Origin of the sequence: Ruthenibacterium intestinale (assembly GCF_040096265.1) — a bacterium.
In the GTDB taxonomy this organism is placed as follows: Bacteria; Bacillota; Clostridia; order Oscillospirales; family Ruminococcaceae; genus Ruthenibacterium; species Ruthenibacterium komagatae.
Genome location: NZ_JBBMFA010000082.1, coordinates 1 through 24,789 on the forward strand (window position 1 = coordinate 1; position 24,789 = coordinate 24,789).

General features: G+C 61.1%; 23 protein-coding genes. 6 read left to right on the forward strand and 17 right to left on the reverse strand.

Annotation, left to right across the window (positions count from 1 at the left end; translation table 11 throughout):
- Window positions 1–28: 28 nt before the first annotated feature.
- From hemW to WMO24_RS06810, 4 genes are all read right to left on the reverse strand, one after another.
- A complete protein-coding gene (gene hemW / locus WMO24_RS06795; RefSeq protein ID WP_349215572.1) occupies window positions 29–1,114 on the reverse strand; it encodes a radical SAM family heme chaperone HemW in 1,086 nt (361 codons plus the stop codon).
- A 36-nt stretch (window positions 1,115–1,150) separates the two neighbouring features.
- Window positions 1,151–1,777, reverse strand: a complete 627-nt coding sequence (gene catA / locus WMO24_RS06800; RefSeq protein ID WP_349215573.1) for a type A chloramphenicol O-acetyltransferase — start codon at window positions 1,775–1,777, stop codon at window positions 1,151–1,153.
- A 72-nt stretch (window positions 1,778–1,849) separates the two neighbouring features.
- Window positions 1,850–3,286, reverse strand: a complete 1,437-nt coding sequence (gene proS / locus WMO24_RS06805; protein WP_349215575.1) for a proline--tRNA ligase — start codon at window positions 3,284–3,286, stop codon at window positions 1,850–1,852.
- Window positions 3,287–3,365: 79 nt separating this feature from the next.
- Window positions 3,366–3,593: an acyl carrier protein gene (locus WMO24_RS06810; RefSeq protein WP_349215577.1), complete on the reverse strand. Its 228-nt coding sequence runs from the start codon at window positions 3,591–3,593 to the stop codon at window positions 3,366–3,368.
- Window positions 3,594–3,875: 282 nt separating this feature from the next.
- Here WMO24_RS06810 and WMO24_RS06815 point away from each other — a divergent pair, with 282 nt between their 5' ends.
- From WMO24_RS06815 to WMO24_RS06825, 3 genes are all read left to right on the forward strand, one after another.
- A complete protein-coding gene (locus tag WMO24_RS06815) occupies window positions 3,876–5,147 on the forward strand; it encodes an adenylosuccinate synthase (RefSeq protein WP_349215578.1) in 1,272 nt (423 codons plus the stop codon).
- Between the two features lie 145 nt (window positions 5,148–5,292).
- On the forward strand, window positions 5,293–6,117 hold the full coding sequence (dapF, locus tag WMO24_RS06820) for a diaminopimelate epimerase (protein WP_349215579.1): 825 nt from the start codon (window positions 5,293–5,295) through the stop codon (window positions 6,115–6,117).
- Between the two features lie 44 nt (window positions 6,118–6,161).
- Window positions 6,162–7,349: an LL-diaminopimelate aminotransferase gene (locus WMO24_RS06825; RefSeq protein WP_349215581.1), complete on the forward strand. Its 1,188-nt coding sequence runs from the start codon at window positions 6,162–6,164 to the stop codon at window positions 7,347–7,349.
- Window positions 7,350–7,391: 42 nt separating this feature from the next.
- Here the strand turns inward: WMO24_RS06825 and WMO24_RS06830 are convergent, their stop codons facing one another.
- Window positions 7,392–8,024, reverse strand: a complete 633-nt coding sequence (locus tag WMO24_RS06830; protein WP_349215582.1) for a hypothetical protein — start codon at window positions 8,022–8,024, stop codon at window positions 7,392–7,394.
- A gap of 135 nt (window positions 8,025–8,159) precedes the next feature.
- Between WMO24_RS06830 and WMO24_RS06835 the strand changes: the two genes are divergently transcribed.
- From WMO24_RS06835 to WMO24_RS06845, 3 genes are read left to right on the forward strand one after another with little or no spacing between them, the layout of a single operon-like run.
- Window positions 8,160–9,200 (forward strand): aldose epimerase family protein, encoded by a 1,041-nt coding sequence (locus WMO24_RS06835; RefSeq protein ID WP_349215583.1) that lies wholly within the window; start codon window positions 8,160–8,162, stop codon window positions 9,198–9,200.
- 9 nt (window positions 9,201–9,209) lie between these two features.
- The gene (locus WMO24_RS06840; protein ID WP_349215585.1) at window positions 9,210–9,926 is read left to right on the forward strand and encodes a nuclease-related domain-containing protein; all 717 of its coding nucleotides are present in this window, start codon (window positions 9,210–9,212) and stop codon (window positions 9,924–9,926) included.
- A gap of 51 nt (window positions 9,927–9,977) precedes the next feature.
- Entirely contained in the window at window positions 9,978–10,832 is an 855-nt protein-coding gene (locus WMO24_RS06845) for an AAA family ATPase (protein ID WP_349215587.1), read from the forward strand.
- Window positions 10,833–11,007: 175 nt separating this feature from the next.
- Here the strand turns inward: WMO24_RS06845 and gpmI are convergent, their stop codons facing one another.
- The 12 genes from gpmI to WMO24_RS06905 all read right to left on the reverse strand — a co-directional run bounded on the left by gpmI (window position 11,008) and on the right by WMO24_RS06905 (window position 24,718).
- Entirely contained in the window at window positions 11,008–12,531 is a 1,524-nt protein-coding gene (gpmI, locus tag WMO24_RS06850) for a 2,3-bisphosphoglycerate-independent phosphoglycerate mutase (RefSeq protein WP_349215589.1), read from the reverse strand.
- Between the two features lie 28 nt (window positions 12,532–12,559).
- Window positions 12,560–13,327, reverse strand: coding sequence for a triose-phosphate isomerase (gene tpiA / locus WMO24_RS06855; protein WP_349215591.1), 768 nt, complete (start codon window positions 13,325–13,327; stop codon window positions 12,560–12,562).
- Between the two features lie 81 nt (window positions 13,328–13,408).
- The gene (locus WMO24_RS06860; RefSeq protein WP_349215592.1) at window positions 13,409–14,629 is read right to left on the reverse strand and encodes a phosphoglycerate kinase; all 1,221 of its coding nucleotides are present in this window, start codon (window positions 14,627–14,629) and stop codon (window positions 13,409–13,411) included.
- Between the two features lie 191 nt (window positions 14,630–14,820).
- A complete protein-coding gene (locus WMO24_RS06865) occupies window positions 14,821–16,044 on the reverse strand; it encodes a GNAT family N-acetyltransferase (protein WP_349215593.1) in 1,224 nt (407 codons plus the stop codon).
- Window positions 16,045–16,090: 46 nt separating this feature from the next.
- Entirely contained in the window at window positions 16,091–16,798 is a 708-nt protein-coding gene (locus WMO24_RS06870; RefSeq protein ID WP_349215595.1) for a VanW family protein, read from the reverse strand.
- 176 nt (window positions 16,799–16,974) lie between these two features.
- Window positions 16,975–18,255: a hypothetical protein gene (locus tag WMO24_RS06875; RefSeq protein WP_349215596.1), complete on the reverse strand. Its 1,281-nt coding sequence runs from the start codon at window positions 18,253–18,255 to the stop codon at window positions 16,975–16,977.
- Window positions 18,252–19,484: a hypothetical protein gene (locus tag WMO24_RS06880; RefSeq protein ID WP_349215597.1), complete on the reverse strand. Its 1,233-nt coding sequence runs from the start codon at window positions 19,482–19,484 to the stop codon at window positions 18,252–18,254. Before WMO24_RS06880 ends, WMO24_RS06875 begins: the two co-directional genes overlap by 4 nt.
- A gap of 6 nt (window positions 19,485–19,490) precedes the next feature.
- Window positions 19,491–20,702 (reverse strand): hypothetical protein, encoded by a 1,212-nt coding sequence (locus WMO24_RS06885; protein WP_349215599.1) that lies wholly within the window; start codon window positions 20,700–20,702, stop codon window positions 19,491–19,493.
- A gap of 13 nt (window positions 20,703–20,715) precedes the next feature.
- Window positions 20,716–21,906 (reverse strand): hypothetical protein, encoded by a 1,191-nt coding sequence (locus WMO24_RS06890; protein WP_349215600.1) that lies wholly within the window; start codon window positions 21,904–21,906, stop codon window positions 20,716–20,718.
- A gap of 15 nt (window positions 21,907–21,921) precedes the next feature.
- Complete coding sequence (locus tag WMO24_RS06895) at window positions 21,922–22,683, reverse strand: hypothetical protein (protein ID WP_349215602.1); 762 nt, start codon at window positions 22,681–22,683, stop codon at window positions 21,922–21,924.
- Window positions 22,665–24,062, reverse strand: coding sequence for a sensor histidine kinase (locus WMO24_RS06900; RefSeq protein ID WP_349215603.1), 1,398 nt, complete (start codon window positions 24,060–24,062; stop codon window positions 22,665–22,667). The genes WMO24_RS06895 and WMO24_RS06900 overlap by 19 nt, the downstream gene beginning before the upstream one ends.
- Window positions 24,059–24,718, reverse strand: coding sequence for a response regulator transcription factor (locus tag WMO24_RS06905; RefSeq protein ID WP_349215605.1), 660 nt, complete (start codon window positions 24,716–24,718; stop codon window positions 24,059–24,061). The genes WMO24_RS06900 and WMO24_RS06905 overlap by 4 nt, the downstream gene beginning before the upstream one ends.
- Window positions 24,719–24,789: the final 71 nt, after the last annotated feature.

Here is a 24,789-nt window from a genome sequence, read left to right on the forward strand (position 1 = left end):
GCCCGCTGTGTGCGGGCCGCCCGTTTTCTTAAAGCAGTTCTACCAGAATGCTGTTCTGCACCAGCATGCCCCGGGGCGTCAGGGAAAAGACGTCTCCCTCCAGACGGGCCAGCCCGTTTTGACACAGGCGCGCCGCAAAGGCGCGCTTTTTTGCGTCCCACTCCACGCCCCATTCCCGGCGCAGACGGGCCAGAGACAACCCGGAAGTCAGGCGCAGCTGCAGCATGACAAAGTCCTCGGCCGTGCAGGTCCCGTCGTCGGTGTAGTCCGCCGGCGTCCGGCAGAAGGCGGCCGTGCCCGCAGGTGTGTAAAAGCGCCGGCCCCCCATGCAGCTGTGGGCCGTGGGGCCCAGGCCCAGATAGTCCCCGCACTCCCAGTAGTTGCGGTTGTGGCGGCCCTCAAAGCCGGGCCGGGCGAAGTTGGAGATCTCGTACTGGGCATAGCCCAGCTGCGCCAGCCGTTCCACGGCCGCCAGATAGAAGTCCGCTGCCGCGTCATCGTCGGGCAGGTTCTCCGGCGGTTTGCGGCCGAACACGGTGTTCGGCTCGATTTTTAAAAGATAGCTGCTGATGTGGGTGCAGCCCCCTTCGGCCAGCAGCTCCAGCGTGGCGTTCATCTCGTCCAGGGTGTAGCCGGGCAAAGCCAGCATCACATCGCCGCTGACGTTCTCAAATCCGGCCTCACGGGCCCATTGCAGCGCAAGGCGGCTCTGCGCCGCTGTATGGCGTCTTCCCAGCCGGGCAAGCTGGACGTCGGATGCGCTCTGAACGCCGAAAGAAATGCGGTTTACGCCCGCCTGGCGGTATGCTGCGAGGGTTTGGGGCGAAACGGTCTCCGGATTGGCTTCCAGCGTGATCTCCGCACCGGGCACGGGCCCGGCGGCATCGATCAGCCGGGCTGTCTGGGCGGGCGTCAGCAGCGACGGGGTGCCGCCGCCGAAATACAGCGTGTCGGGCCGCAGGGGGGTGGACCCGCAGGGAGAAAAACGGTCCATCTCCCGGCACAGAGCATCCACGTAGGCGTCGGGCACGCCGCCCCGGCACGCGGCGGAATAAAAATCACAGTACCGACATTTGGCGGCGCAGTAGGGGATGTGAAGATACAGGCCGAACACAGTCAGACCTCCTTTCCGGGTTTTGCAAGCATGTTCTCACAACCGGTCCAGCAGCTCCTGGAGTTCTCCCAAAAACCGGCACAGGTGAAACCCGTCGCACACGGCGTGGTGCACCTGAACGGAAATCGGAAGCCGGAGCACGCCGTCCTGTTCGGTGTGTTTTCCCATGGTGAAGATGGGAAGCAGATAATCGTAGCCCTTCTGCAGATTCAGCTGGAACCCGTCGAAACTCGTCCAGGGGATCATGGACACGGGAAAGGTGTTTTCCGGCGGGTTGGGTTTGCCCAGCATGCGGTGCACCTGTCCGTACCGGCGCAGATCCTCTTCGTATGCGGCGGCAAAGGCGTCGTAGTCGGCAAAATACGGGGTCCACAGGTTGGAAAACGTCTCCGTGTCTTTGTGAAAAACAGTGTAGCAGGGCAGCATGTCGCTGTAGATGCCCGGCTGGCCGTCTGCGCCGATGGCCGTGCGGAATTCCTCGTGCCGGTTGACCACGGTCGTGATGGCGTGCAGCATGGCCGGGTACAGCTTGCGGCCGCTTTTTCGCCATGCGCGGATGTCCAGCTTCGCCGTCATGCTGTACGTGCAGGGGACGGCGGAAAAATAGTGAGCGAAATATTCCGCGCGGGGCCAGTCAGCCTTGCGGATGGTCTGAAACGTCATGGTGCGGATTCTCCTTTCCGGGGTATGAAAAAAGGCGGCAGAACAGGATCTGCCGCCCCAATGGGTTTGTTTTTAATAGGCTTTGCCCCAGACCACCATGGTTTTGGCGGGTTTTCCGCAGCAGGGGCACACGTCGGACAGATGCTCCTGTTCGAAGGGCATGCAGCGGCTGGACAGACCGGCCTTTTCTTTCATCAGTTCCTCGCAGGCCTCGTCGCCGCACCACATGGTTTTGATGTAGCCGCTCTCTTTGTCGGCAATGGCCATCACTTCGTCCATGGTGGTGGCGGTGAAGGTGCGGTTTTTGCGGTTTTCCAGCGCGCGGTCAAACAGCTGTTTGGAGATGTGGACCAGCTGCTCGGGGATGACCGTCTCCAGGTCGGCCAGCGGCGTGAACATCTTTTCCCGGTCGGTGCGGCGCACCAGCACGCACTGCTCTTTTTCCATGTCCTTGGGGCCGATCTCCAGGCGCAGGGGAACGCCCTTCATCTCCCACTGGGCAAACTTCCAGCCCGGGCTGTTATCGCTGGCGTCCAGCTTCACCCGGCAGAATTTGGACAGGCGGGCGCGCAGTTCCTCGGCTTTTTCCATGACGCCGGGCTTGTGGGCCGCCACGGGCACGATGACCACCTGATAGGGAGCCACGGCCGGGGGCAGGATCAGGCCCTCGTCGTCGCCGTGGGTCATGATGATGGCGCCCACCAGGCGGGTGGACACGCCCCAGCTGGTCTGATGCGGATACTGCAGGGTGTTGTCGCGGCCGGTGAAGGTCACGTCAAAGGCGCGGGAGAATCCGTCGCCGAAGTAGTGGCTGGTGCCGGACTGCAGCGCCTTGCCGTCGTGCATCATGGCCTCGATGGTGTATGTGGCCTCGGCACCGGCAAATTTCTCCTTGTCGGTCTTTTTGCCTTTCAATACCGGGATGTTCAGCTCTTCCTCGCAGAATTCCGCGTAGGTGTTCAGCTGCTGCTCGGTCTCGGCAATGGCCTCTTCGGCGGTCTCGTGAATGGTGTGGCCCTCCTGCCACCAGAACTCACGGCTGCGCAGGAAGGGGCGGGTGGTCTTTTCCCAGCGGACCACGCTGCACCACTGGTTGTACTTCATGGGCAGATCGCGCCAGGAATGCAGCACGTGGGCAAAATGGTCGCAGAACAGCGTCTCCGAAGTGGGGCGCACGCACAGCCGGTCCTCCAGCTGCTCGCTGCCGCCCATGGTCACCCAGGCCACTTCCGGGGCAAAGCCCTCCACGTGGTCCTTTTCCTTCTGCAGCAGGCTTTCGGGGATGAAGATGGGCATGGCCACGTTCTCGTGGCCGGTGGCTTTAAAGCGCGCGTCCAGCAGTTTCTGGATGTTCTCCCAAATGGCATAGCCGTAAGGGCGCAGGATAACGCAGCCCTTCACCGCGGAATAATCCACCAGCTCCGCTTTCAGGCAGATGTCGGTGTACCACTGGGCAAAGTCTTCGTTGATGGGGGTGATGGCCTCCACCATTTTCTTGTTGTCTTTCATGTGTTCTCCTCACTCACGCGCCCCCGGAAGGGGGCAAATTCAAAAGCCCCCTGGAAACGGGGGCTGAAGGGTCCGAAAATCAGGTGTTCTCTTCAATGTAACGGACGATGTCGCCAACCGTGTGGAAGTTCTCGGTCTGGTCGTCCGGCACCTCGATGCCGAATTCGTCCTCAAAGCTCATCACCAGGTCCACCAGGTCCAGGCTGTCGGCGTCGAAATCTTCCAGAATGTTGGAATCCATGGTCACGCGGTCTTCATCCAGGTCAAGCTGACTGCAAATGATCTCACGCACGCGCTCAAAAATCATTTTTATTCCCTCCATCGAATTGCCCGCCTGCCCGCAGCAGGATCGGGACGGATAGTCTATAAATTTTATAGCGTGTTTTCCGAGCATTGTCAAGAAGATTCACAAAATATTTTCAAACCCTTCGGCACCCGGAAATCCGGCGTTTTCACCGAAATTTTTTTGCGCAGCCCCCGCGCATTTTTCCAGTGTGCGCATGGTGTTTTCGCACCTTGTGTGGTAATATTAAACACTGTAGAGGTTTTTGGCGGAACGCCGCCGTTTTTAGGAAAAGGAGTAGAAAGTATGCTGACTGCAATCACGGGAATCAACTGGGGCGACGAGGGAAAGGGTCGCATGGTAGACCTGCTCAGCCGGGACTACGACATTGTGGTGCGCTACCAGGGCGGAAACAATGCGGGCCACACGGTGGTCAATGAGCGAGGAAAGTTCATCCTGAACCTGTTGCCTTCGGGCATTTTGCGGGAGACCACGGTCAATGTCATGGGCAACGGCATGGTCATCGATTTGGAGCATCTGGTGCATGAGATCGAAAATCTGCGCAAGGGCGGCATTGCCATCAGCCCGGACAATCTGAAAATTTCCGAGCGCGCCGTCATCTGCATGCCCTATCACAAGCTGCTGGACTGCTATGAAGAGGACCGCCTGGCCGATGCCAAGTACGGTTCCACCCGCCGGGGCATCGCGCCCGTGTACGGGGACAAATATATGAAAAAAGCGCTGCGGATGGGCGATTTGTTCCATCCGGAGACCACGAAAAAGCGCCTGGCGGACATCGTGGCCTACAAAAATCTGACCATCACCGGCGTGTACGGCAAAGAGCCGGTCAGCGTGGACGACATGTGGGCCTGGCTGCAGAAATACGGCGATGTGCTCAAACCGTATGTGTGCGACGCGGGCCTGTATCTGGACACGGCGGCCAAGGCCGGCAAGAACATCCTGTTCGAAGCACAGCTGGGCGCTCTGCGGGATATTGATTTCGGCATCTATCCCTACACGTCCTCTTCCAATGTGATCGGCGCTTATGCGCCGGTGGGAGCGGGCATCCCCAACCACAAAATCGATTTGAACATCGGCATCATGAAGGCCTATTCTTCCTGCGTGGGCGAGGGCCCCTTCACCTGCGAACTGTTCGGGGAAGAGGCCGAGAAGCTGCGCCGGGCCGGCGGCGAATACGGCGCGGCCACGGGCCGTCCCCGCCGTGTGGGTCCCTTTGATGTGGTGGCCAGCCGCTACGGCTGCCGCGCCCAGGGCGCCGACGAGATCGCCCTGACCAAGCTGGACATTCTGGACGATCTGGATCAGATCCCCGTCACCGTTGCTTACGAGCTGGACGGAAAGGAGATCCACGACTTCCCCTACGGGGACGTGCTGGAGCAGGCCAAGCCCATCAACAAGATGATGCCCGGCTGGAAACAGGATATTTCCGGCTGCCGCACCAAGGAAGAGCTGCCCGCACAGGCCATGGAGTACATCCGTTTCCTGGAAGAGGCCGTGGGCGTGAAGATCCGCTATGTATCGGTGGGCGCGGAGCGCGACCAGTATATTACGCTGTGAACCAATACCCCAAAAGCAGGCGGGGAGGAAATTCCCCGCCTGCCCTTTTTTTTGCCATTCACACAAAAAAACGTCCGGCCATACATTGGAAAGAAGGCTTTTTTCGGAAAAAAGCAAAAACCGGCAAGGGAGCGCTGATGGTTTTATGAAGCTGAAATTCACCAAGATGCAGGGGTGCAAAAACGATTATCTGTATGTGCGGCCGTCCGCACCCCTGCCCAACCCGGAACTGGCGGCCGTGCGCCTGTCGGACCGGCACACGGGCGTGGGAGCCGACGGGCTGATTCTGCTGGAGGACTCCGGCAAAGCGGATGTGAAAATGCGCATTTTCAACGCGGACGGCAGCGAGGGGCGGATGTGCGGCAACGGTGTGCGCTGCGCGGCGGAATATCTGTTTCTGAACGGCCTTGTGGAAGGCAACATCGCCCGTGTGGAAACGCTGGCGGGGGTTCGCACCGTAGAGCGGCTGGCCCCGGGCCTTCTGCGGGTGGAGATGGGCCAGCCGGATTTCTCGCCCGCGGCGGTGTTTCTGCGCGGCCGCACCCGGCCCGTGGTGGAGGAGCTGATCGAAGTGAACGGCGGCGCTGTGCGCGCCACCTGTTTGTCTATGGGAAATCCCCACTGTGTGGTGTTCGTGCCGGATGTTTTTCGGGCGGAACTGGACCGAATGGGCCCGGGGTTTGCACGCTGCGGGCTGTTCGGCCAGGGAGTGAACGCGGAGTTTGTTCAGCAGACCGGCCCGCTGAGCCTGCGCATGCGCGTGTGGGAGCGGGGCAGCGGTGAGACCATGGCCTGCGGCAGCGGGGCCTGCGCGGCGGTGGCGGCGGCTGTGCGCACCGGGCGCGTGCCCATGGGCCAGGAGGTGCGCGTGGAACTGCCCGGCGGCGCCCTGAGCGTGTGCTGGACGCAGGAGGGGATGACGCTCACCGGCGACGCGGCCCGGGTGTTCACCGGCGAAATCGAACTGTAAGGGCAGGGCCGGGGCACACCCGGCGCAGAAAGGGGGCGGTCCGGTTGGAATTGAACCGGAATTTCCAGCGCCTTGCGCCCAGCTATCTGTTTTCGGGCGTAGGGCGCAAGGTCGCCGCTTTTGCGGAAAAGCATCCGGATGTGGAATTGACGCGGCTGGGCATCGGAGACGTGACGCTGCCTCTGGCATCGCCCGTGGTGCAGGCTCTGCACCGCGCCGCCGACGAGATGGCCCGGCCGGAAACCTTTCGCGGCTATGGGCCGGAACAGGGGTATCCCTTCGCCCGGCGGGCAGTCCGGGACCAGTACGCCCGCCGGGGCGTACTGGTGGAGGAAGAGGAGATCTTTCTGTCCGACGGAGCCAAAAGCGACCTGGGCGGATGGATGGACCTGTTCGGCCCGGACAACGTCGCGCGGGTGCCGGACCCGGGATATCCGGTGTACGGGGACATCAGCCTCATGGCCGGGCACCCGGTCCGCTTTGTGCAGGGCACCCGGGAGAACGGTTTTTTGCCCGGCCCGGACGGACAGGACGGGGACATCATCTACCTGTGCAGCCCGGGCAATCCCACCGGGGCGGTGTACACCCGGGCGCAGCTGACCGCCTGGGTGGAGTACGCCCTGGAGCGGGGCGCGGTGATCCTGTTCGACGCGGCCTATGAGGCCTTCATCCGGGACGACACCCTTCCGCGCAGTATTTTCGAGATCGAGGGCGCCCGGCGCTGTGCGGTGGAGATCGGTTCGCTGTCCAAATCGGCAGGCTTCACCGGCCTTCGGTTCGGCTACACCGTGGTGCCCCGTCAGCTGGAGTGCCGGGGCGTCCGCCTGCGGGATCTGTGGCTGCGCCGCCAGTCCACCAAATACAACGGCGTGCCTTATCCGGTGCAGCGGGCGGCGCAGGCGGCGCTGTCCGACGCGGGCCGTGCAGCCTGCATGCAGGCGGTTGCCTATTACCGGGCCAACGCCCAAACGCTGCGCAGGGCGCTGAAGGGCACAGGGGTGTTCTGCTGCGGCGGCGAGAACAGCCCCTATGTGTGGATGCAGTGTCCCGGCGGGATGGACTCCTGGCAGTTTTTTGACTATTTGCTGGAGCGCGCCCGCATCGTGGGAACCCCGGGCGCGGGGTTCGGCCCCGGCGGAGAAGGGTACTTCCGGCTGACGGGTTTCGGCGACAAAGAGGCCACCTGTGCAGCCGCACAGCGCCTGCGGGACGCAGTGCTGGCAGCGGGATAAACAAAACGGGCGGGGCTGTGCGGCCCCGCCCGTTTTTGTGCTTCAGGAAAAAGATCCGTCCAGATCCACCGGACAGACCAGCGCATCCTGGGGGCGGGCAGGAAGGCGGAACAGCAGAACATCGCCTTTGTGGCAGATGAAGTTTTGATTGGGCTCATTCAGCAAAGAGCCCAGCACAAAGTCTTCCTGGCGCTCCTGCAGGCGCAGCCAGCAGCCTTCGGGCTGCACGCCATCTCCGGTCAGAAACACCAGAACATCGTCCGGGAAAGCGGGGTGCCGGTGCGGGTCCAGAAGACGCAGATCGCGCAGCGCCTCCAGCTTTTGGTCGGCGTCGTAATCGTGCAGCCTCTCCAGCGCTTGCGCGAAGCGTTCGCGCAGCGCTTTCTCTTCCTGTTCCAACCGCAAAAAGCCGCATTCGCTGACAGCGGAAAAGCGGAAAAACAGGCGGCAGTCGTCCGGAAGATTGAAAAAAGACATGCGCTGCCCGTCCAAGTGGCCGGTGGCCAGCACTTCCAGCGTCAGGCCGGCGCTGCGGTCGATATAGCCGTAGACCAGAACGTGGTCCCCTTCCTGCGCACCGGGAAACGAACGGACTGCCTGCCGCAGTTGCTCGTTCAGCTCCAAAATGCCGAAATGATGATACAAACTCCGAAAAACAGAGGCCTTCTGCTCCATGAAAGGTCACCGTCCCTTCTTTTTTCTTCAATATAGCATAAGCGGGACCCGGGGCACAAGCCGTGCGAAATGCTTGTTTTTTGCACGAAAATGCGTTACCATAATAGAATAAATGCTTTCAGAGGGGGCGCCGCCATGTCGATCACCAGCAAGTATTACGGCCGCACAAAAGCCGGTGCGGAAATTTATCAGTATACCTTGGAAAATGCCAACGGGATGAAAGTGTGCGTCATTGAGTACGGCTGCATTGTCACCAACGTTTGGGTGCCGGACAACGGGGGCGTGCTGCGGGACGTGGTTCTGGGCTACCGGGAGCTGGCCGACTACGAGGCGGGCACTGCGTCGCTGGGATCGTTTGTGGGCCGGTATGCCAACCGCATTGAGAAGGCGCAGTTCACCCTGAACGGAAAAACCTATTATCTGGAGCCCAACGACGGGGCCAACCATCTGCATGGCACTTTCGGCCGGCTGACGTATCAGGGCAGCATTGTGGACGACAGCCTGGTGCTCACAGGCCGCAGCCCCGACGGGGACGACGGGTTCCCCGGCAACATGGACATCACCGTCACCTATAAGCTGACGGATGACAACGCTTTGGTGATGGATTATACCGCCGTCACCGACGCGCCCACCATCATCAACCTGACCAATCACACCTATTTCAATCTGGACGGATGCGACAGCGGCGACGTGCTCCACCAGGAACTCTGGCTGGACGCGGACCGCTTCACCGAGGGCAATGCCGAAACCTGCCCCACCGGCCGCATTCTGCCGGTGCGGGGTACGCCCATGGACTTTACAAAGCCCAAAGCCATCGGCCGGGATATGGACTGCGGCGACGAGCAGCTGCGCATGGCCAGCGGCTACGACCACAACTTTGTGCTGAACAAGGACGGCGGAATGCTGGCGCTGGGCGCCATCGCCAAAAGCCCGGTCAGCGGCATCCGCATGGAGATGTACACCACCCAGCCGGGCGTGCAGCTGTACACCGGAAACTTTTTGGCAAACGACGGTGTCCCCGGCAAAAACGGCAAGCCCCACACAAAACATCAGGGCTTCTGCCTGGAGACCCAGCACTTCCCGTGCACACCCTCTCATCCGGAGTTCCCCTCGGTGACACTTGTGCCGGACGAGGAGTATCACGAGACCACAGTTTATCAATTTAAGACGGAGTAACGAGATTTTATGGCGATTCTTCACAAAAAACACAATGCGAATGCCGGCAAGCGGGCCGGTTTTCTGGCCGGGCAGGCTCTGTGTGTGCTGGTGCCTGCAGCGCTGGCTGTCTGGTATGTGGTCGGCCTGGTTCAGAAACAGCCGCTGCAGCCTGTTTTATATGCGGCGCTGGCCTGTGCCGCTGTGGGTGCGGTGCTGTTTCGGGTGTTCGGCAACCGAAGCGAGATTTTGAAAAGCGGCATCGAAGGGGAAAAGCAGGCGGTGGATGCGCTGAAGGTGCTGCCCTATTCCTATCATGTGGTGTCCAATCCGGTGTATTACATCAACGGCCGCAAGGCGGAACTGGACGCGGTGGTCATCGGCAAAAACGGCGTGTGCATTGTGGAAACCAAAAACCATACGGGCGTGATCACCGGGCGCCCCCAGGACGAATGGTGGAGCCAGACCAAGCGCCGGGGCACCAAGCACATGAAGAACCCGCTGCTTCAGGTGGAGCGGCAGGCGTCCATTCTGGAGCAGGTGCTGCGGGAAGCGGGCTGCAAGTGTCCGGTGCGCCAGATGGTGTATTTTGCCAGCAAAAACGCCCGTGTCAGCGTGCGGGACAGCCGCATTTTTGTGGGCGATGAAGCGCTGCGCAAAGCCATCCGGGCCGAGCGGGAAACGCTTTCGCCCTCTGAGGTCAGCGCCATTGTGGACGCGCTGACCTGGCAGAAGGAAAAAATTTAAAACACAGCGCGCTTGGGTTCGAGCGCGCTTTTTTTCAAAGGAGGCAGCGCGGTGCTGTATCTGGAGCGTTTTTCCTTTCCGGATGAGGACACGGAATGGCATGTTTGTTCAGCGGAAAAGCGAACCTGCTACGACTCTTTTTACCCCTTCGGCGTGCTGGGAAGCAAGGAGCTGGACCGGGTAAGTTTTGAGCCGGTGACCATCTTTTACGGCGGCAACGGAAGCGGAAAGACCACGGCGCTGAACGTCATTGCCGACGTGGTGGGCGCGCAGCGCTCGGCCCCTTACAACCGCACGTCTTTCTGGGGGCAGTATGTGGAGCGGTGCCGGGCGCAGGGCGTCTGGCGGCGCGCGGAGCATGTATGCGTGCTCACCAGCGACGATGTGTTCGACTACATGCTGGACGTGCGCAGCCTGAACGAGGGCATCGATACAAAACGGCAGCAGGTGTTCGAAGAGTATTTGGACGCGAAGCATGCCCGTTTTCAAATGCGTTCGCTGGAAGATTACGACCGCCTCAAACAAATGAACGACGCCCGGCGGCACAGCCAGTCCCGCTATACCCGGACACACCTGATGGGCAACGTGCGCACCCGCTCCAACGGGGAGAGCGCATTCTGGTATTTTACGGAGAAGATCACGGAGAAGGGACTGTACCTGCTGGACGAGCCAGAGAACAGCCTGTCGCCCGCCCGCCAGCGGGAACTGGCTGCGTTTCTGGCGGATTCGGCCCGGTTTTTCGGCTGTCAGTTTGTGCTGGCCACGCATTCGCCCTTCCTTTTGGCACTGCCCGGTGCAAAGATCTACGATTTGGACCGAACTCCCGCAGCCACGGCTCCGTGGACGGAACTGGAGAATGTGCGGGTGTACCGGGACTTTTTCAAGGAGCATGAACCGGATTTCTGACGCACAGGCGCCCGGCCCAGGTGGAGAGTGGCGGTGAAGGCCGCCTGTTTGGAAAAACTGTCCCGTCCGGGACGGAAGTTTTAACGAAAAAAAGGTCCAGGCGCACAGTGCCCGGACCTTTTTCTTTGCCAAACAAGGCGGCGGTCTTTGGTGCCCGCCGCCTTGTAAAAAATGTTTATTCGATGATGCTCTTGCCGGTCATCTCCTGGGGCTGAGGCAGCTCCAGAATTTTCAGCATGGTGGGCGCGATGTCCGCCAGAACGCCGCCCTCACGCAGCTTCACATCACCCAGGCCCGCCACCAGGAAGGGAACGGGGTTGGTGGTGTGTGCGGTAAAGGGATGCTCGGGGTCCTCGTCGTACATCTTGTCCGCGTTGCCGTGGTCAGCGGTCAGCAGAACCGCGCCGCCCTTGGCCAGCACCGCGTCGATCACTTTGCCCGCGCAGGCGTCCACGGCCTCCACAGCCTTGACCGCCGCTTCGAACACGCCGGTGTGACCCACCATGTCGCAGTTGGCAAAGTTCAGAATGATCACGTCGTATTTGTCGCTTTCGATGCGCTTGACGCACTCGTCCGCCACCAGGTAAGCGCTCATCTCCGGCTGCAGGTCGTAGGTGGCCACCTTGGGGCTGTTGATCAGGGCGCGGTCCTCACCCTCGAAGGGAGCTTCCACGCCGCCGTTGAAGAAGAACGTCACATGAGCGTATTTCTCGGTCTCGGCAATGCGCAGCTGGGTCTTGCCGTTTTTGGCCAGATACTCGCCCATCACGTTGGTCAGCACCTGGGGTTTGAAGGCCACGTCCACGTTGGGCATGGTGGCGTCGTACTGGGTGAAGCACACATAATGCACCGGGAAGAAGCCCTTTTTGCGCTCGAAACCGGTGAAATCCGGGTCCACAAAGGTGCGGGTGATCTCACGGGCACGGTCCGGGCGGAAGTTGAAGAACACAATGCTGTCGCCCTCGCTGACGCGGCCGCCCTCGCAGGTCACGGCGGGCACCACAAACTCGTCGGTGACGCCCTCGGCGTAGCTGTTCGTCATCACATCCACGGGCGCGCCCTTCACGCCTTCGCCGTACACCATGGCCGCATAGGCTTTCTCCACGCGGTCCCAGCGGTTGTCACGGTCCATGGCGTAGTAACGGCCGGTGATGGTGGCAATTTTGCCCACGCCGATCTCATCCATCTTGGCCAGCAGCTCTTCAATGAAGCCCTTGCCGGAATCGGGCGGAACGTCGCGGCCGTCCATGATGGCATGGACATATACCTCGGTCAGGCCGGCGCGTTTGGCCAGCTCCAGCAGGCCGTACAGGTGTTCGTTGTGGCTGTGAACGCCGCCGTTGGACACCAGGCCGATCAGGTGCAGCGCCTTGCCGGAAGCCTTGGCGCTGTCCACTGCGCCGCACAGGGCCTCGTTTTTGAAGAAGTCGCCGTCCTGAATGGATTTGGTGATGCGGGTCAGCTCCTGATAAACGATGCGGCCCGCACCGATGTTGGTGTGGCCCACCTCGCTGTTGCCCATCTGGCCGTCGGGCAGGCCCACGTTCATGCCGGAGGCGCCGATGGTGGTGTGGGGGCAGCTGGCGAACAGCTTATCCAGGTTGGGGGTTTTGGCGGCTACGATGGCGTTGCCGTAGGTCTCGTTGGGGACCCAGCCGAAGCCGTCCAGAATGCAGAGAAGCAAAGGTCTTTTAGCCATAGGTATTGCAGATTCCTTTCTGAATTGTTTATTTGCTGGCCGCAGCCACAATGGCGCCGAAGGCGTCCGCTTTCAGGGAAGCGCCGCCGATCAGGCCGCCGTCCACGTCTTTTTTGCTCAGCAGTTCGTCTGCGTTGCCGGCGTTCATGCTGCCGCCGTACTGCACCGTGGTAGCCTCGGCCACTTCTTCACCGTACAGTTCACCCAGCACTTTGCGGATGGCCGCGCACACTTCCTGCGCCTGGTCGGCGGTGGCGGTGCGGCCGGTGCCGATGGCCCAAACCGGCTCATAGGCGATGACCACGCGCTTCATCTCTTCGGCGCTGACGCCGCCCAGAGCGATCTTGGTCTGCATGCGGACCAGCTCTTCGGTGACGCCCTGCTCGCGCTGCGCCAGGCTCTCGCCCACGCACACGATGACTTTCAGGCCGGCTTCCAGAGCGGCTTTGGTGCGCTTGTTCACGGTCTCGTCGGTCTCGGCAAAGTACTGACGGCGCTCGGAGTGACCGGTGATCACATACTCCACACCCAGGTCCACCAGCATGTCGGCAGAGATCTCGCCGGTGAAAGCACCGGATTTCTCGAAGTGCACGTTCTCGGCGCCCACATGGATGTTGGTGCCCTTGCATTTTTCCACCGCCGTCACCAGGCTGGTGAAGGGCGTGCAGATGACCACTTCACAGTCCGCGTCTTTCACGGCGGGGATCAGCGCGTCGATCAGTTCGGCCGCCTCGGTGGCGGTCTTGTTCATTTTCCAGTTGCCGGCAATGATGGCCTTACGGGTCGCTTTATTCATACTTGTTTCCTCTTTCCCTTGTATTTTTTACACTGAAAAGAGGCTGCCGCGTGCGGCAGGCAGCCTCTTTTTGAAAGAACGTTATGCGTTGGCGATGCAGTCGATGCCGGGCAGAACTTTGCCCTCCAGATACTCCAGGGAAGCGCCGCCGCCCGTGGAGATGTGGGTCATCTTGTCCGCATAGCCCAGCTGCATCACAGCCGCGGCAGAGTCGCCGCCGCCGATGACCGTGGTCGCGTCGGTCTCGGCCAGAGCCTTGGCCACCGCTTTGGTGCCCGCGGCCAGAACCGGGTTCTCGAACACGCCCATGGGGCCGTTCCAGACAACGGTCTTGGCAGCCTTGACCGCCTGGCTGAACAGCTCCTGCGTCTTGGGACCGATGTCCAGACCCATCATGTCTGCGGGGATCTTGTCCGCATCCACATAGCTCACAGCAATTTCGGCGTCAATGGGGTCGGGGAAGGCGGGCGCCACGGTGGTGTCCACCGGCAGCAGCAGCTGCACGCCCTTCTCCTGGGCTTTTTTCAGCATCTCTTTGCAGTAGTCCAGCTTCTCGTCGTCCACCAGGCTCTTGCCCACTTCGTTGCCCTGGGCTTTCAGGAAGGTGTAAGCCATGCCGCCGCCGATGATCAGCGTGTCCACCTTGTTCAGCAGGTTCTCGATCACGCTCAGCTTGTCCGCCACTTTTGCGCCGCCCAGAATGGCCACGAAGGGACGCACGGGGTCATTGACCGCGTTGCCCAGGTAACGGATCTCTTTTTCCATCAGGTAGCCCACAGCGGTGGTCTTGATATAGTCGGTCACGCCGGCGGTGGAGCAGTGCGCACGGTGCGCGGAGCCGAAGGCATCGTTCACGTAAGCGCTGTTCTCGCCCACCAGGTCCGCCAGGTCTTTGGAGAACTCCGGCAGGTTCTTGGTCTCTTCTTTGCGGAAACGGGTGTTCTGCAGCAGGACCACGTCGCCGTCCTTCATGGCGGCCACAGCGGCCTTGGCGTTTTCGCCGGTCACGTTGTCATCGTTGGCGAACACAACTTCTTTGCCCAGCAGTTCGCTCAGGCGCACAGCCACAGGCGCCAGGCTGAATTTCTCTTCCGGTCCGTTCTTGGGTTTGCCCAGATGGCTGCACAGAACCAGACGGCCGCCGTTCTCGATCAGTTTTTTAATGGTGGGCAGAGCCGCCACGATGCGGTTGTCGTTGGTGATCACGCCGTCCTTCATGGGAACGTTGAAGTCGCAGCGGACCAGTACGTTTTTGCCCTTTACGTCAATATCTTCTACGGTTTTTTTGCCAAGAGTGCTCATTGGTTTAACTCCCTTTCTCGCAAAAATTTGGGTGAGCAGCATTTCTGATGCTCATACATCTTATATTATAGTGCTTTGGGGGATTTTTAGCAAGTGTCGGCATGACAAATTTTTCACAAATCACGGGGCCCGGCTGGGCATTTTGGCAACAAAAATCCGGCTCTGCAAAAGCTGTGCAGAGCCGGGCAAAATCAGAAATAGTCGGAGAAGAAGGGGGTCTGCTGTTCGATGGCGTCTTCCAGCATGTGCACCGTGTCCGGCGCGCACACCAGCCGGCCGATCTTGTGCAGGTAATCCGGCCGCTTGTAGCCCAGGAGCATGGTGGTCAGCGTCTGAATATTGGTGCGGTCGGCACACTTGCAGCTGACCCGGCGGATGCTGCCCCGGCCGTCGGCGCCGATCTCCAGTTCAAAGGTCCCCTGGTTCCAGCTCAGCAGCGGGTCCTCCAGCTGGAACACCCACCGGCGGTCGGCGGTGTCGGGTTTGAAGGGGTACTGACGGATGAACCCTTCCACGTCCACGATGCGGGCCATGTAGTAAGGAGAGATGGTCTCCTTGATGTCTGCATCCTCCAGCAAAAAGGCCAGGGGCTCATCGGTGAAAATGTCGCCCTCCACCTTGGAGATCATGGAGAAGTGCGCGCCGATGAAGTTCCACAGCCCGCTGCGGGCCTCTTCGTTCATGAACACCATGTCCTTGACGTGGAACACATCGTCCACAATGCGGTACATCACGTACCCGGTGGAAATTCCCTCGTCGTTGTAATACACAGCGGCCATCATATCGTCGGGGTCCCACAGGAAGTACTCGTTCCAGGCCAGATCGTCCCGAATCAGAGCGCCGTGGGTCTGCAGGGCAAAGCGGTGGTAGGTGTCCCGCACTTCCGGTCCGTCCACGTCCACGCGCACCACTTCGCCGGATACCGGCCGGCTTTTGGGAAGCTGATAATCGTTGATCTCGAAGGAGATCTTGTCGGAGATGATCTCCCAGCCCTTGCGGCGGTAATAGGGGATGGAATAGGGGAACAGGTAGGAGATGGTCTGCCCCCGCCCGCGCATGTTGGTCAGCGCCTGATACAGCAGCTTGTGCATCAGCCCCTGGCCGGAGTACTCGGGATAGGTGCCCACGCCCGTCAGGCCGCCCATGTCGTAGGTGTGGCCGAAAATGCGCACTTTCATGGGGTATACGGCCACCTGAGAGATCAGCTTGTCACCGTCGAACCAGCCCAGCACGTCCGCCCGTTCCAGCGTGGGGGACTTGGCGCGCATCATGTCTTTTTCTTCCCAGCCGATCTCCTTCAGCTCCTGGTCGGTGACCTGAAACACATAGCGGAGAAGCTGGTTATATTGGGTGAGGTGTTCCAGCCCCACCGGCTGCATTTTGAATTGCCGTTTCCGGCCGAATTTTCTGCCCATTGGCATTTCCTTCTTTCACGGCCGCTGTGCCGCGGCCCTGAAAATATTATACCCCGGCGGAAAAATCCTGTCCAGCGGGCTGCAGATCCAGGGCGGACACATCGTACTGCACGCGGGCGTGGTTGTGTTTGAGAAGCTGCCGGTCCAATGTGTTGCCCGTGCGCTTGTCCACGCAGGTGCGCACAATGTCGTTCACCCGGTACACGCCGTCCGCCTCCTGCACGAAGGCTTCGTTTTGGGCGCGCACATGATACTTCACCGGCTGGGCTGCGCTGCACCGGATCTCGCCGCACAGATAGCCGCCCTCCAACCACACGCACAGCTGCCAGGTGTCGGGGGTGTCGTTGCGCACCCGGTAGTCCAGATAATTGTACAAAATGGAGGTCCCGGTGCCGAAGGGTACCTTGCGGCCGAAGTCCGGGAACAGGTCCACTCCGTCGTGATGATGGTACTCGGTCACGGTCAAAGGCGTGTGCAGCACCATCCAGTGCAAAAGGTTGGTAAACTGGCACATGCCGCCGCCGATGTCCCGGTCCGGCCGTCCCTGCTTGATGATCAGCCCTGTGCGGTAGCCCCGCCGCGCGGTGCACGGCCCCACCAGGCGCCAGAAAGAAAAGGTCTCGCCCGGGCGCAGCAGAATGCCGTCCACCCGGGGCGCGGCCAGGGCCAGGTTCACCGCTTTGTTTTTCTGCAGCACCGGATCCACCTGGCCCAGCGTGCGGCAGATCAGCGACGAGTGGCGGTACACCACCACGGGAAGGCGGCTGTCAGAGTGCGTGAGGGCAAAAGGAATGCGCCGCAGAAAGTCGGCGGCGCGGCGCTGGGCCCGGCACCGCCAGGTGGACAGCGCATAGGCCCAGGGGCCCAGCTGGCAAAACAGCGGGCGGCTTATACCGCCCCATTCAGAAAATTCATGAACGGTTACACCTCTCAGTTGTTTGAAATGGGGGAAAATTCCCGGTACACAGGGCGGGACGCGAAGTAATCCTCCGGGTCCATCAGAGCGTAGATGGAAAAATGGTCTTCATAAGATGCAGTCGTGCCGTCCGAAGAGGTGAAGGGCCGCTGAAAAAATTGATAGGCATTGAGCACCAGAAATTGTCCGTTGATTTGGGCCAGAGGCTGAATCAATTCGGGTTCCCAAATCGGTCCTTCTTCCGGCGCGGGTGTTTCGATGTGCTCTCGAAATTCTTCCATCAACGTCAGCTCGGTCAGAGGTCCGTCCGGCGGAGACAAGGCGAAAAGATGCCGGGAAGCGTATTTGGAGCCCTCCGGCCTGATGAATGCGGACACAACCAAACGATCCCCAAGGGCATACAGCATCCAAGTGTCAGCAGAACTATTTTTCGCGCACGTGTGCAGGATGCTGCTTTTCTCCCTGTGCTCACCTTTGGACAGATCGTAACACAGCAGCATACCATCATTAGAAACGTAATAGACTTTGTCCTCAAACAGTGCGCAGACATTGGGGTAAACAATGCCTTCATAGATGGAAATTTCGTCCAGCTGTGTCAGCGGTGTCTCAATCCCCTCGGGGGACAGAAGGCTCAAATTCACGCCTTGGGTGGGATTTTCATCCCAATGGATTACGACGAATTGACCGTTCCAAACGCCGAGAATTTCTCCGTAAACATAATAGCGGCTTTTGCCGTCGTGAAGCAGCAGAGTCTCTGTGCCGTTTGTTCGGTCCACGCGACCATAGGCTTCCTCACAAAAACCGTACAGGTAATGTTCGTCAGTGGCGAAAAAATTCCAGTTCCCAATGGATGCCACCGGCGTGGGATGCATGCCGTCCGCATCCCGGCGCATCAAGGTCTGGGTGCCGGTGAAGGTCTCACCATCCTCTGCGTAATTGTAGTTCACGGTATACACCGCATCGGACATGGCAATCACCTGCCAGCCCGGAGCATAGGCGTCGCAGGTCTCGTCGGCGTGAAGACATCCGTCCTTGTCGCACAGAATGTGCTGGGTCATGTCCGCAAAATCGTAACGGGTTAAAAAGCCGATGTTTTTTTCATAGTCGGAAAAATAATCAAAAAAGCCGTTTTCAGACACTTGGCCTGCAAGTTTGTACCCCTCAAGAGGCAGACCGAAGTAGAGAAGGTCTGAGGAGATGGGTTGCGGCGCAGACGGCGCGTCAGAGGACGCAGGCGGGGCCGCGGCGCAGCCTGTCAGCAGCACTGCCGCCAGAAGCAAGGCAAGCCGTTTCATGAAAAACCTCCTTTGTCTTCAAACCGGCGGTAGTTGGGGACGCCGGCCAGAAAATCCTGCGGGTCGATCAGCGCATAGACGTTCCCATAACTGGTCCAGGTTTGAAAGCTGCCGTCTTTCCCCATCGTTTCACGCACGGAGGATGGATTGTCACAGCAGACCAGCAGGCCCCGGTCCGTCTCGGCATAGATACGGATGGGGCGGGATACGCCGTTGATAAAGGTGGAGAGGGGACAAAGGATGACGCTGCCGCTCTCCGGGTCCACCGCCGCGCGCAGATAGGTATTCATCTGGTCCGGTGACGGCGCGCCCAACTCCACCACAAGGACGCCGGCGATGAGGCGGCCCGTCCAGTTTTCACAGGCCCAGTGTGTTTCCCAGCGGTTCGGCGCACCGGCTTCATCCCAGCCCGCCACCTGCTGTCGGCTCCAGTTATAATCGGCAAGCCCGCGGCTCATTTCCCGGGTCTGCCCCGTGGACGCATCCTGACAGAAGATCCATCCGGTGGCAGGGTCCGCGTAATACAAGGCGGTGCCCGAACGGGCCAGCCGGTGGCCGGGTGACGCGTCCAGAGCAGGGTCCCATCCAAGGCGGTACACCTGCCCGTCGGGGGCGGTCATGGTCAAACGGGAAGTGAGATCAGAGCCCTTATCCGGGTTTGCGCGCTCCACCATGGTCACGTGACAGTCCGGCAGATCGATGCGGACAAAATCCGGACCGCGATAGGTGAACAGGGACGCGCCGTCGGTGTACATTCCGGCGCTGAAAAACCATTCGCCGCCGATTTGGCCCAGTTGTTCGGAGTTTTGACCGTGCAGGTCCCGCCGGCTGACCAGAAACCCCTGGGCGAAATCATCGGGGTCTGCGTTTTCAAAAAAATACAGCCTGTCGCCCAGCCGCAGAGGGTCGGACGGCACCGCGGCGGGGCAGGCGCCGCTGTCATGCGTGCAGCCCGGCACGTCGCATACCACCCGACGGGTCACGGTTTCAAAATCATAAAAGGTCAGCAGCCTGGGGCCGCCCTCGCGCAGGATCTCAGCCAGAAAAAAGCCGTCTTCGGTCATGGCGGCAGCGGGATTGCCCAGCGCGGGCAGCTCTTCCAGAAAGACCGGGTTGTCCGTCTGCCCCGGGTCCTCTGAGGTGCTCCGGACCGCAGAGACCGGGGAGGGGGCGTCTGTGCAGCCCGCCAGCAGCGCCAGAAGGTATACCGCGCACAGCAATTTGCGCATGAACACTCACTCCTCACTGGAAAATTCCCGGTAATTTTCTCGGCCCGCCAGGTAGTCCTCCACACTGGTCAGGGCGTATACATTTTGAGTGGCCCAAAAGGTGCCGTCCTCATTTTCATACGTAAAGCACTGCACCGCGCAGCACACCATCAGCTCCTCGCCCCACTGGTCCATCACGGTCACCGGTTCGGGCTGGCTGTTGTAACCGCTTCCCAGTTCCGGGTCATAATCCCGAAATTCCTGACACTGGGGCAGCTGGGACACCGTGCCGTCTTCGTTCACCCGAAAGACCGCCTGCTCCAGATGGTCGTCCACGAGGTCCACTACCCGGACGATGGGGGTGTCCTCCACCTTCAAAAGATACCAGCGCTGGCATTTGTAAAAATCATCGCCTTCCAGCGCGTTGTAAGGTCGCAGTGCCTGGCTGACGGTGCGAACCTCGCCGGTTTCCACATGCACGGCCATTACGTCCCCGGTGGGCCGGTCCAGATACAGTATCTCGTTTTGAATCAGCACGCAGTTGTAATCGGAAAAGCGCACGGGGTCGATCCGGGCCACTTCGGTCACGGCCCCATCCCGGTCCAACAGGCACAGGCGAGCGGGCTCTTCCCGGCTCCAGTCCCAGCTCACGGCCACAAAACGGTCCTGCCAGACCCCCAGCACACGCCCGTAGTCGGAAAAATCCACCCCGAGGCCGTGGACCAGAAAGGTCTCGGTGCCGTCCGCCCGGCTCACCCGGCCGTAGGCACCCTCGCAGAAGCCGTACAGAAATTCTTCGTCCGCCCCCACAAAATTCCAGTATCCCAACGTGCCCACCAGCCGGGGATGGGTGCCGTCCGCATCCCGGACGGACAGCTCGTAAAGCCCCCGGCTGTCGTCCAGTTCCAGCGTGTACACCGCGTCCTCCAGCACCACCAGAGGATAGCCGCTCAGCCGCGCCTCGCACTTTGCGCCGGTGTGGTCGCAGTCCGGCACCGTGCAGGGAATGTGCATGGTCCCGTCCCGGAAATCCCACCGGCCCAGCCGGGTGCCGGCCTCGCTGTTGGCCGGGTCGTAGTAATAGGAAAAAAAGCCGGTTTCATTGACGGATGAAAGGGCCGACGTCAGGGCGCTGGCCGCGGCGGCCGGCTCCGAATCCGGAAGGCTGGCCACGCCGGAGGAAGCCGGCGCGCAGGCTGCCAGCGTCAGCGCCAGCAAAACACAGAACAGACGTTTCATAAAATCCTCCTGTTCAGATGGAAAGCGACGTCATCATCCGGTATTTTGGCCGCCCGGCGAAAAAGTCCTCCGGGGTCAAAAAACCGTACAGAGTGCGGTCGCTTTCATAAGTGACAAAGCCGCCGTCCTGCCCCATGGTGGTGCGCATCACACGCTCGTGCTGGCTGACCAGCAGGCCGTGTTCGGTCTCAGCCCACACCGCCACCGGATGAGAGTAGCCGTTCCAGTAATCGGTCAGGGGGCAGGGGCTGATCTCCCCGCTGGAGAGGTCCACCGCATAGCAGGTCGAGGACAGCAGATCCGGCTCAGTCACATCCACCAGCAGCTTGCCGTCCACCACCTGGCCGCCCCAGCTTTGCACGCTGCTCCAGTCGTCCTCGGTCCGCACCCAGCGATACGAGGTCAGTGCGTCGGTCACGGGTTGGGACTCGCCCGAGGAATTGCCGGCGTACACGATGCCGGTTTTGGTGTCGGCCCAGTACAGGGTGTCCTGCTCCAGACACAAAAGTTTGACGCTGCCCTGGGCAAAGCGGAAGAGGGGCTGCAGGGAGTAGTCGTCCTGCATCAGGCTCAGTACCCGCGTGGTGGGATCGTCTGTCTCGGTGGTGTCCCAGAGCACACGGTCCCCTAGGATTCCCAGCGGGGAGCGGCTCTCCGTGAGAAAACGCCGTTTCAGCACGGTTTCCAGCCCGGTGGAAACATCCAGCCGGACCAGATCTCCGTTCAGGCAGGCGTACAGCGCGCTTCCGTCGGTGTAGGGCGTGACGCTCTGCCAGCCATACAGCACCAGACGCTGGTCCAGCAGACGGCCGTCCTGCGCGCTGCGCCTCTCCAGACGGGTGTAATTGCAGTAAGAGGTGCTGGTGTCTGCGGTCATCGCCAGCAGCGTATCCCCCACCAGATAGATGGCCCCGGAGCAGGCCGCAGGGCAGGCGTCGCTGTCGTGGGTGCAGTCCGGCGCGTCGCACAGCACCCGCTGGCCCATTTCCTCAAAGTCATAGAAGGTCAGTACGCTGGGCCCCTCCTCGGACAGCGTGTCCACCGCAAAAAAGCCCTGTTCGTTCAGGGCGGACCCGGGTCCGGGCGCCAGAAGCCGCAGCTCGCTTTGCGGGACAGCGGGGGCCGGATCCGTGGCCTGTGCAGGGGCGGTGCAGCCGGTCAGCAGTGCCAGCGCAGTCAGCACCGCAATTGGACGCAGTTTCACAATCCGTTCCTCCTCTCATTCCGGCGGCATCATAGTCAGCGTGATGCTCAGAGAATAGCTTCCGTCGGGTTCATACGTCTGCGCATGCACCACAAGGCGCAGGTTCGCCTGATTGCTGCGGATGCACCAGTAACCATCCGAACTGGCCAGCTGAACGGGTTCCCAGTCCAGTTCCTCCAGGCCCAGCACCAGGGTGATATCCTCCAAAACGCCGTAGGGGTCTTCCAGTGCGGGCGTGATTTCCAAATCGTAAAAACCGTTGACAAACAGGTTCATCTGCACAGGGGTGACTTTGTCCGGCGCCGTGACCACCGTCAGCGTGCCGAAGGGGGTGAACACGTTCTGGTCATAGAAACGAAGTTCCAGCGAGGAAAAGGCCTTGTGCAGCGCATAGCCCACCGGAATCACCCGGGCCGCCCGCAACTCCATCTGTTCCAGCAGGTCGGTCCAGCCGTCGGGCAGGGCGGGAGCCAGCTTTTCCATGGGCTTGCGAATGTCTTTCTTGGAGCAGTTCAACTGGATCTCCTCGTCCAGGGTATAGGGGGAGTAATCGTCCGGGTCCTGCATCAGAGCCAGCTGATACAGCCACGCCACCAGAGGGATCTCCATGGCTTCGGGCGAGGGTGCCCCAATGTCCGGCGAGGCCAGCGGATGCACGGCCTCCAGACGGTCGCGGTCCGCCTGTTCCATGGCGGCCAGCGGTCCCAGCGCCGCGGCGGCCAGAAGCACGGGCATGCACAAAACGGCCAGAAGGCCGGTCAGTCCTGCACGTCGCATGGCGCCGCCTCCTTTTCCAGAGAAAACCGCACGGTGGTTCCCTCGCCCAGGGTGCTTTCAAAGTGCAGGCTGCCTCCGTGCAGCTCGGCGATGCGGTTGCACAGCGCCAGACCCAGTCCGCTGCCGTTCTCCGAGCGGGAACGGCTTTTGTCCACCATGTAGAACGGCTCGATGATGCGGGGCAGTTCCTCAGGCGGGATGCCCCGCCCTGTGTCCGAAACAGCCAGTTCCACCCGGCCGGGCTGTTCGGTGACCGTGATGCGCACGCACCCGTCCTTGGGAGCGGCGTGGGCCGCGTTTTCCACCAGGTTCCACAAAAGGTCCGCGGCCAGACTTCGGTCAGCCCGCACATACAGCCCGCCGCTTTCGGGCATCAGCACCCGCACCCCGGGCAGACCTGCCGCAGCGGCCCGCACGTCGTTTAAAATGCCGCTCAGCGGCGTAGGGACCAGTTGAAGCTTTTCCTCGCCCAGACGCATCAGCGCCATCAGCCGGCGGGACAGCGTCTCCAGCCGTTTGGACTCGTGATAAATGTAATCGGCGGCTTTCTGGCGTGTGGCCAGGTCCACTTCCCGGGTGCGCAGCATGGAGGCGTAGCCCAGCATGGCCGTCATGGGGGTTTTCACTTCGTGGGTGAAGGCGGACACAAAATCGTCCCGCTGGCGGATGCTCTCCCGCAGGGCCTGATCCCGGGCCTCAATGGCCTCGGCCATGCGGTCGAACTCCCGGCTCAGGGAGCCCACCTCGTCCCGGCTCACAAAGCCGGTGCGCTCGTCGTACACGCCGCCCGCAATGCGCTGCGCCGCGGCCTGCAGACGCCGCAGCGGGCGCAAAACCGCCCCGGACACCAGCGCGGTCAAAAGCGCCACGGCGGCCAAAAGAACGGCGGCGATGCGCCAGAACCGGTGCAGCTGTTCCGTGCGCTCGGTGTACAGTGCGGTCACTTCAAAGGCGCTGATCAAATGCAGATCCGTCTGCGCGGGCAGGGCGCTGGCTTCAAGAAACCAGATGCGGTCCCCGTGCTGGCGGTACACAAAGCCCGTGTCGGCTGCCTCCACCGCATCGTACAGGTCCATTTTATCCAGTTCTTCGGGCAGGTTGGAAAAGAGCAGGGCATACCCCGCGTCCGCCAGCGCCAGCGCTCCGTCGGGCACACCGGCGGCCGCCTCGGCACCTGCCTGGCTGGGGCTGGGGTCGTCCTGCCGGGCCAAAAACGTGGTCACCAGGTCCAGCTGGCTGGCGTGTGATGCGGTGTATCGCCGGGCGGCGTCGTCCATGGATGACATGAAATTCTGATGGATCATCCAGTAGCCGCCCAAAAGGAACAATGAGCCGGTCACGGCCAGAAGGCTCAGGCTCAGCTTCCATTTCAGTTTCAAGGCGCTCCCTCCTCCAGAAGGTAACCGATTTTATAAAGGGTGCGGATCTCACTGTGCCAGCCCAGTTTTTTGCGCAGGCGCTGCACGTGCAGATCCAGTGTGCGGCTGCCCTCTTCGGGCATTTCGCCCCAGATGCGTTCAAACAGCGCGTCCCGGTACAGCGTCACGCCCCGGTTGCGCAGAAACACTTCCAGCAGATCGTATTCCCGGGGCGTCAGGGACACATCCTCGCCGTTTTTGCGCACCCGGCGGGCCGTGGGGTCCAGCACCACGCCAAAGGCATGCAGCACCGTGTTGCCCCGCCCGGTGCGGCGCAGAACCGCTTCCACCCGGGCGGCCAGCTCCTCCGGTTCAAAGGGCTTGCAGATATAGTCCTGCGCGCCCATGCGCAGCCCCTTCACCCGGTCCGCCACGGCGATGCGCGCGGTGAGAAAGATGACCGGGGTCTCATCTGCAATGTACTGTTTCAATTCATAACCGTCAAAGCCGGGCAGCATAATGTCCAGCAGAATCAGCGACCAGCGGCCTGTTTCGATGCAGTCGGCCGCGGCGCGCCCGTCGCGCACCACGTGGCAGGGCCAGCCGGCGTGTTCCAGCGTCAGGGCGATCAGGTCCGCAATGGCTGCCTGGTCTTCTACGATCAAAATCGGGTCCATATGCTCCGCTCCTTGTCTCGTTCTGCCCTCATTGTAGCACGGTTTGTATCAAAAGTGCATCCGGGCGTAAA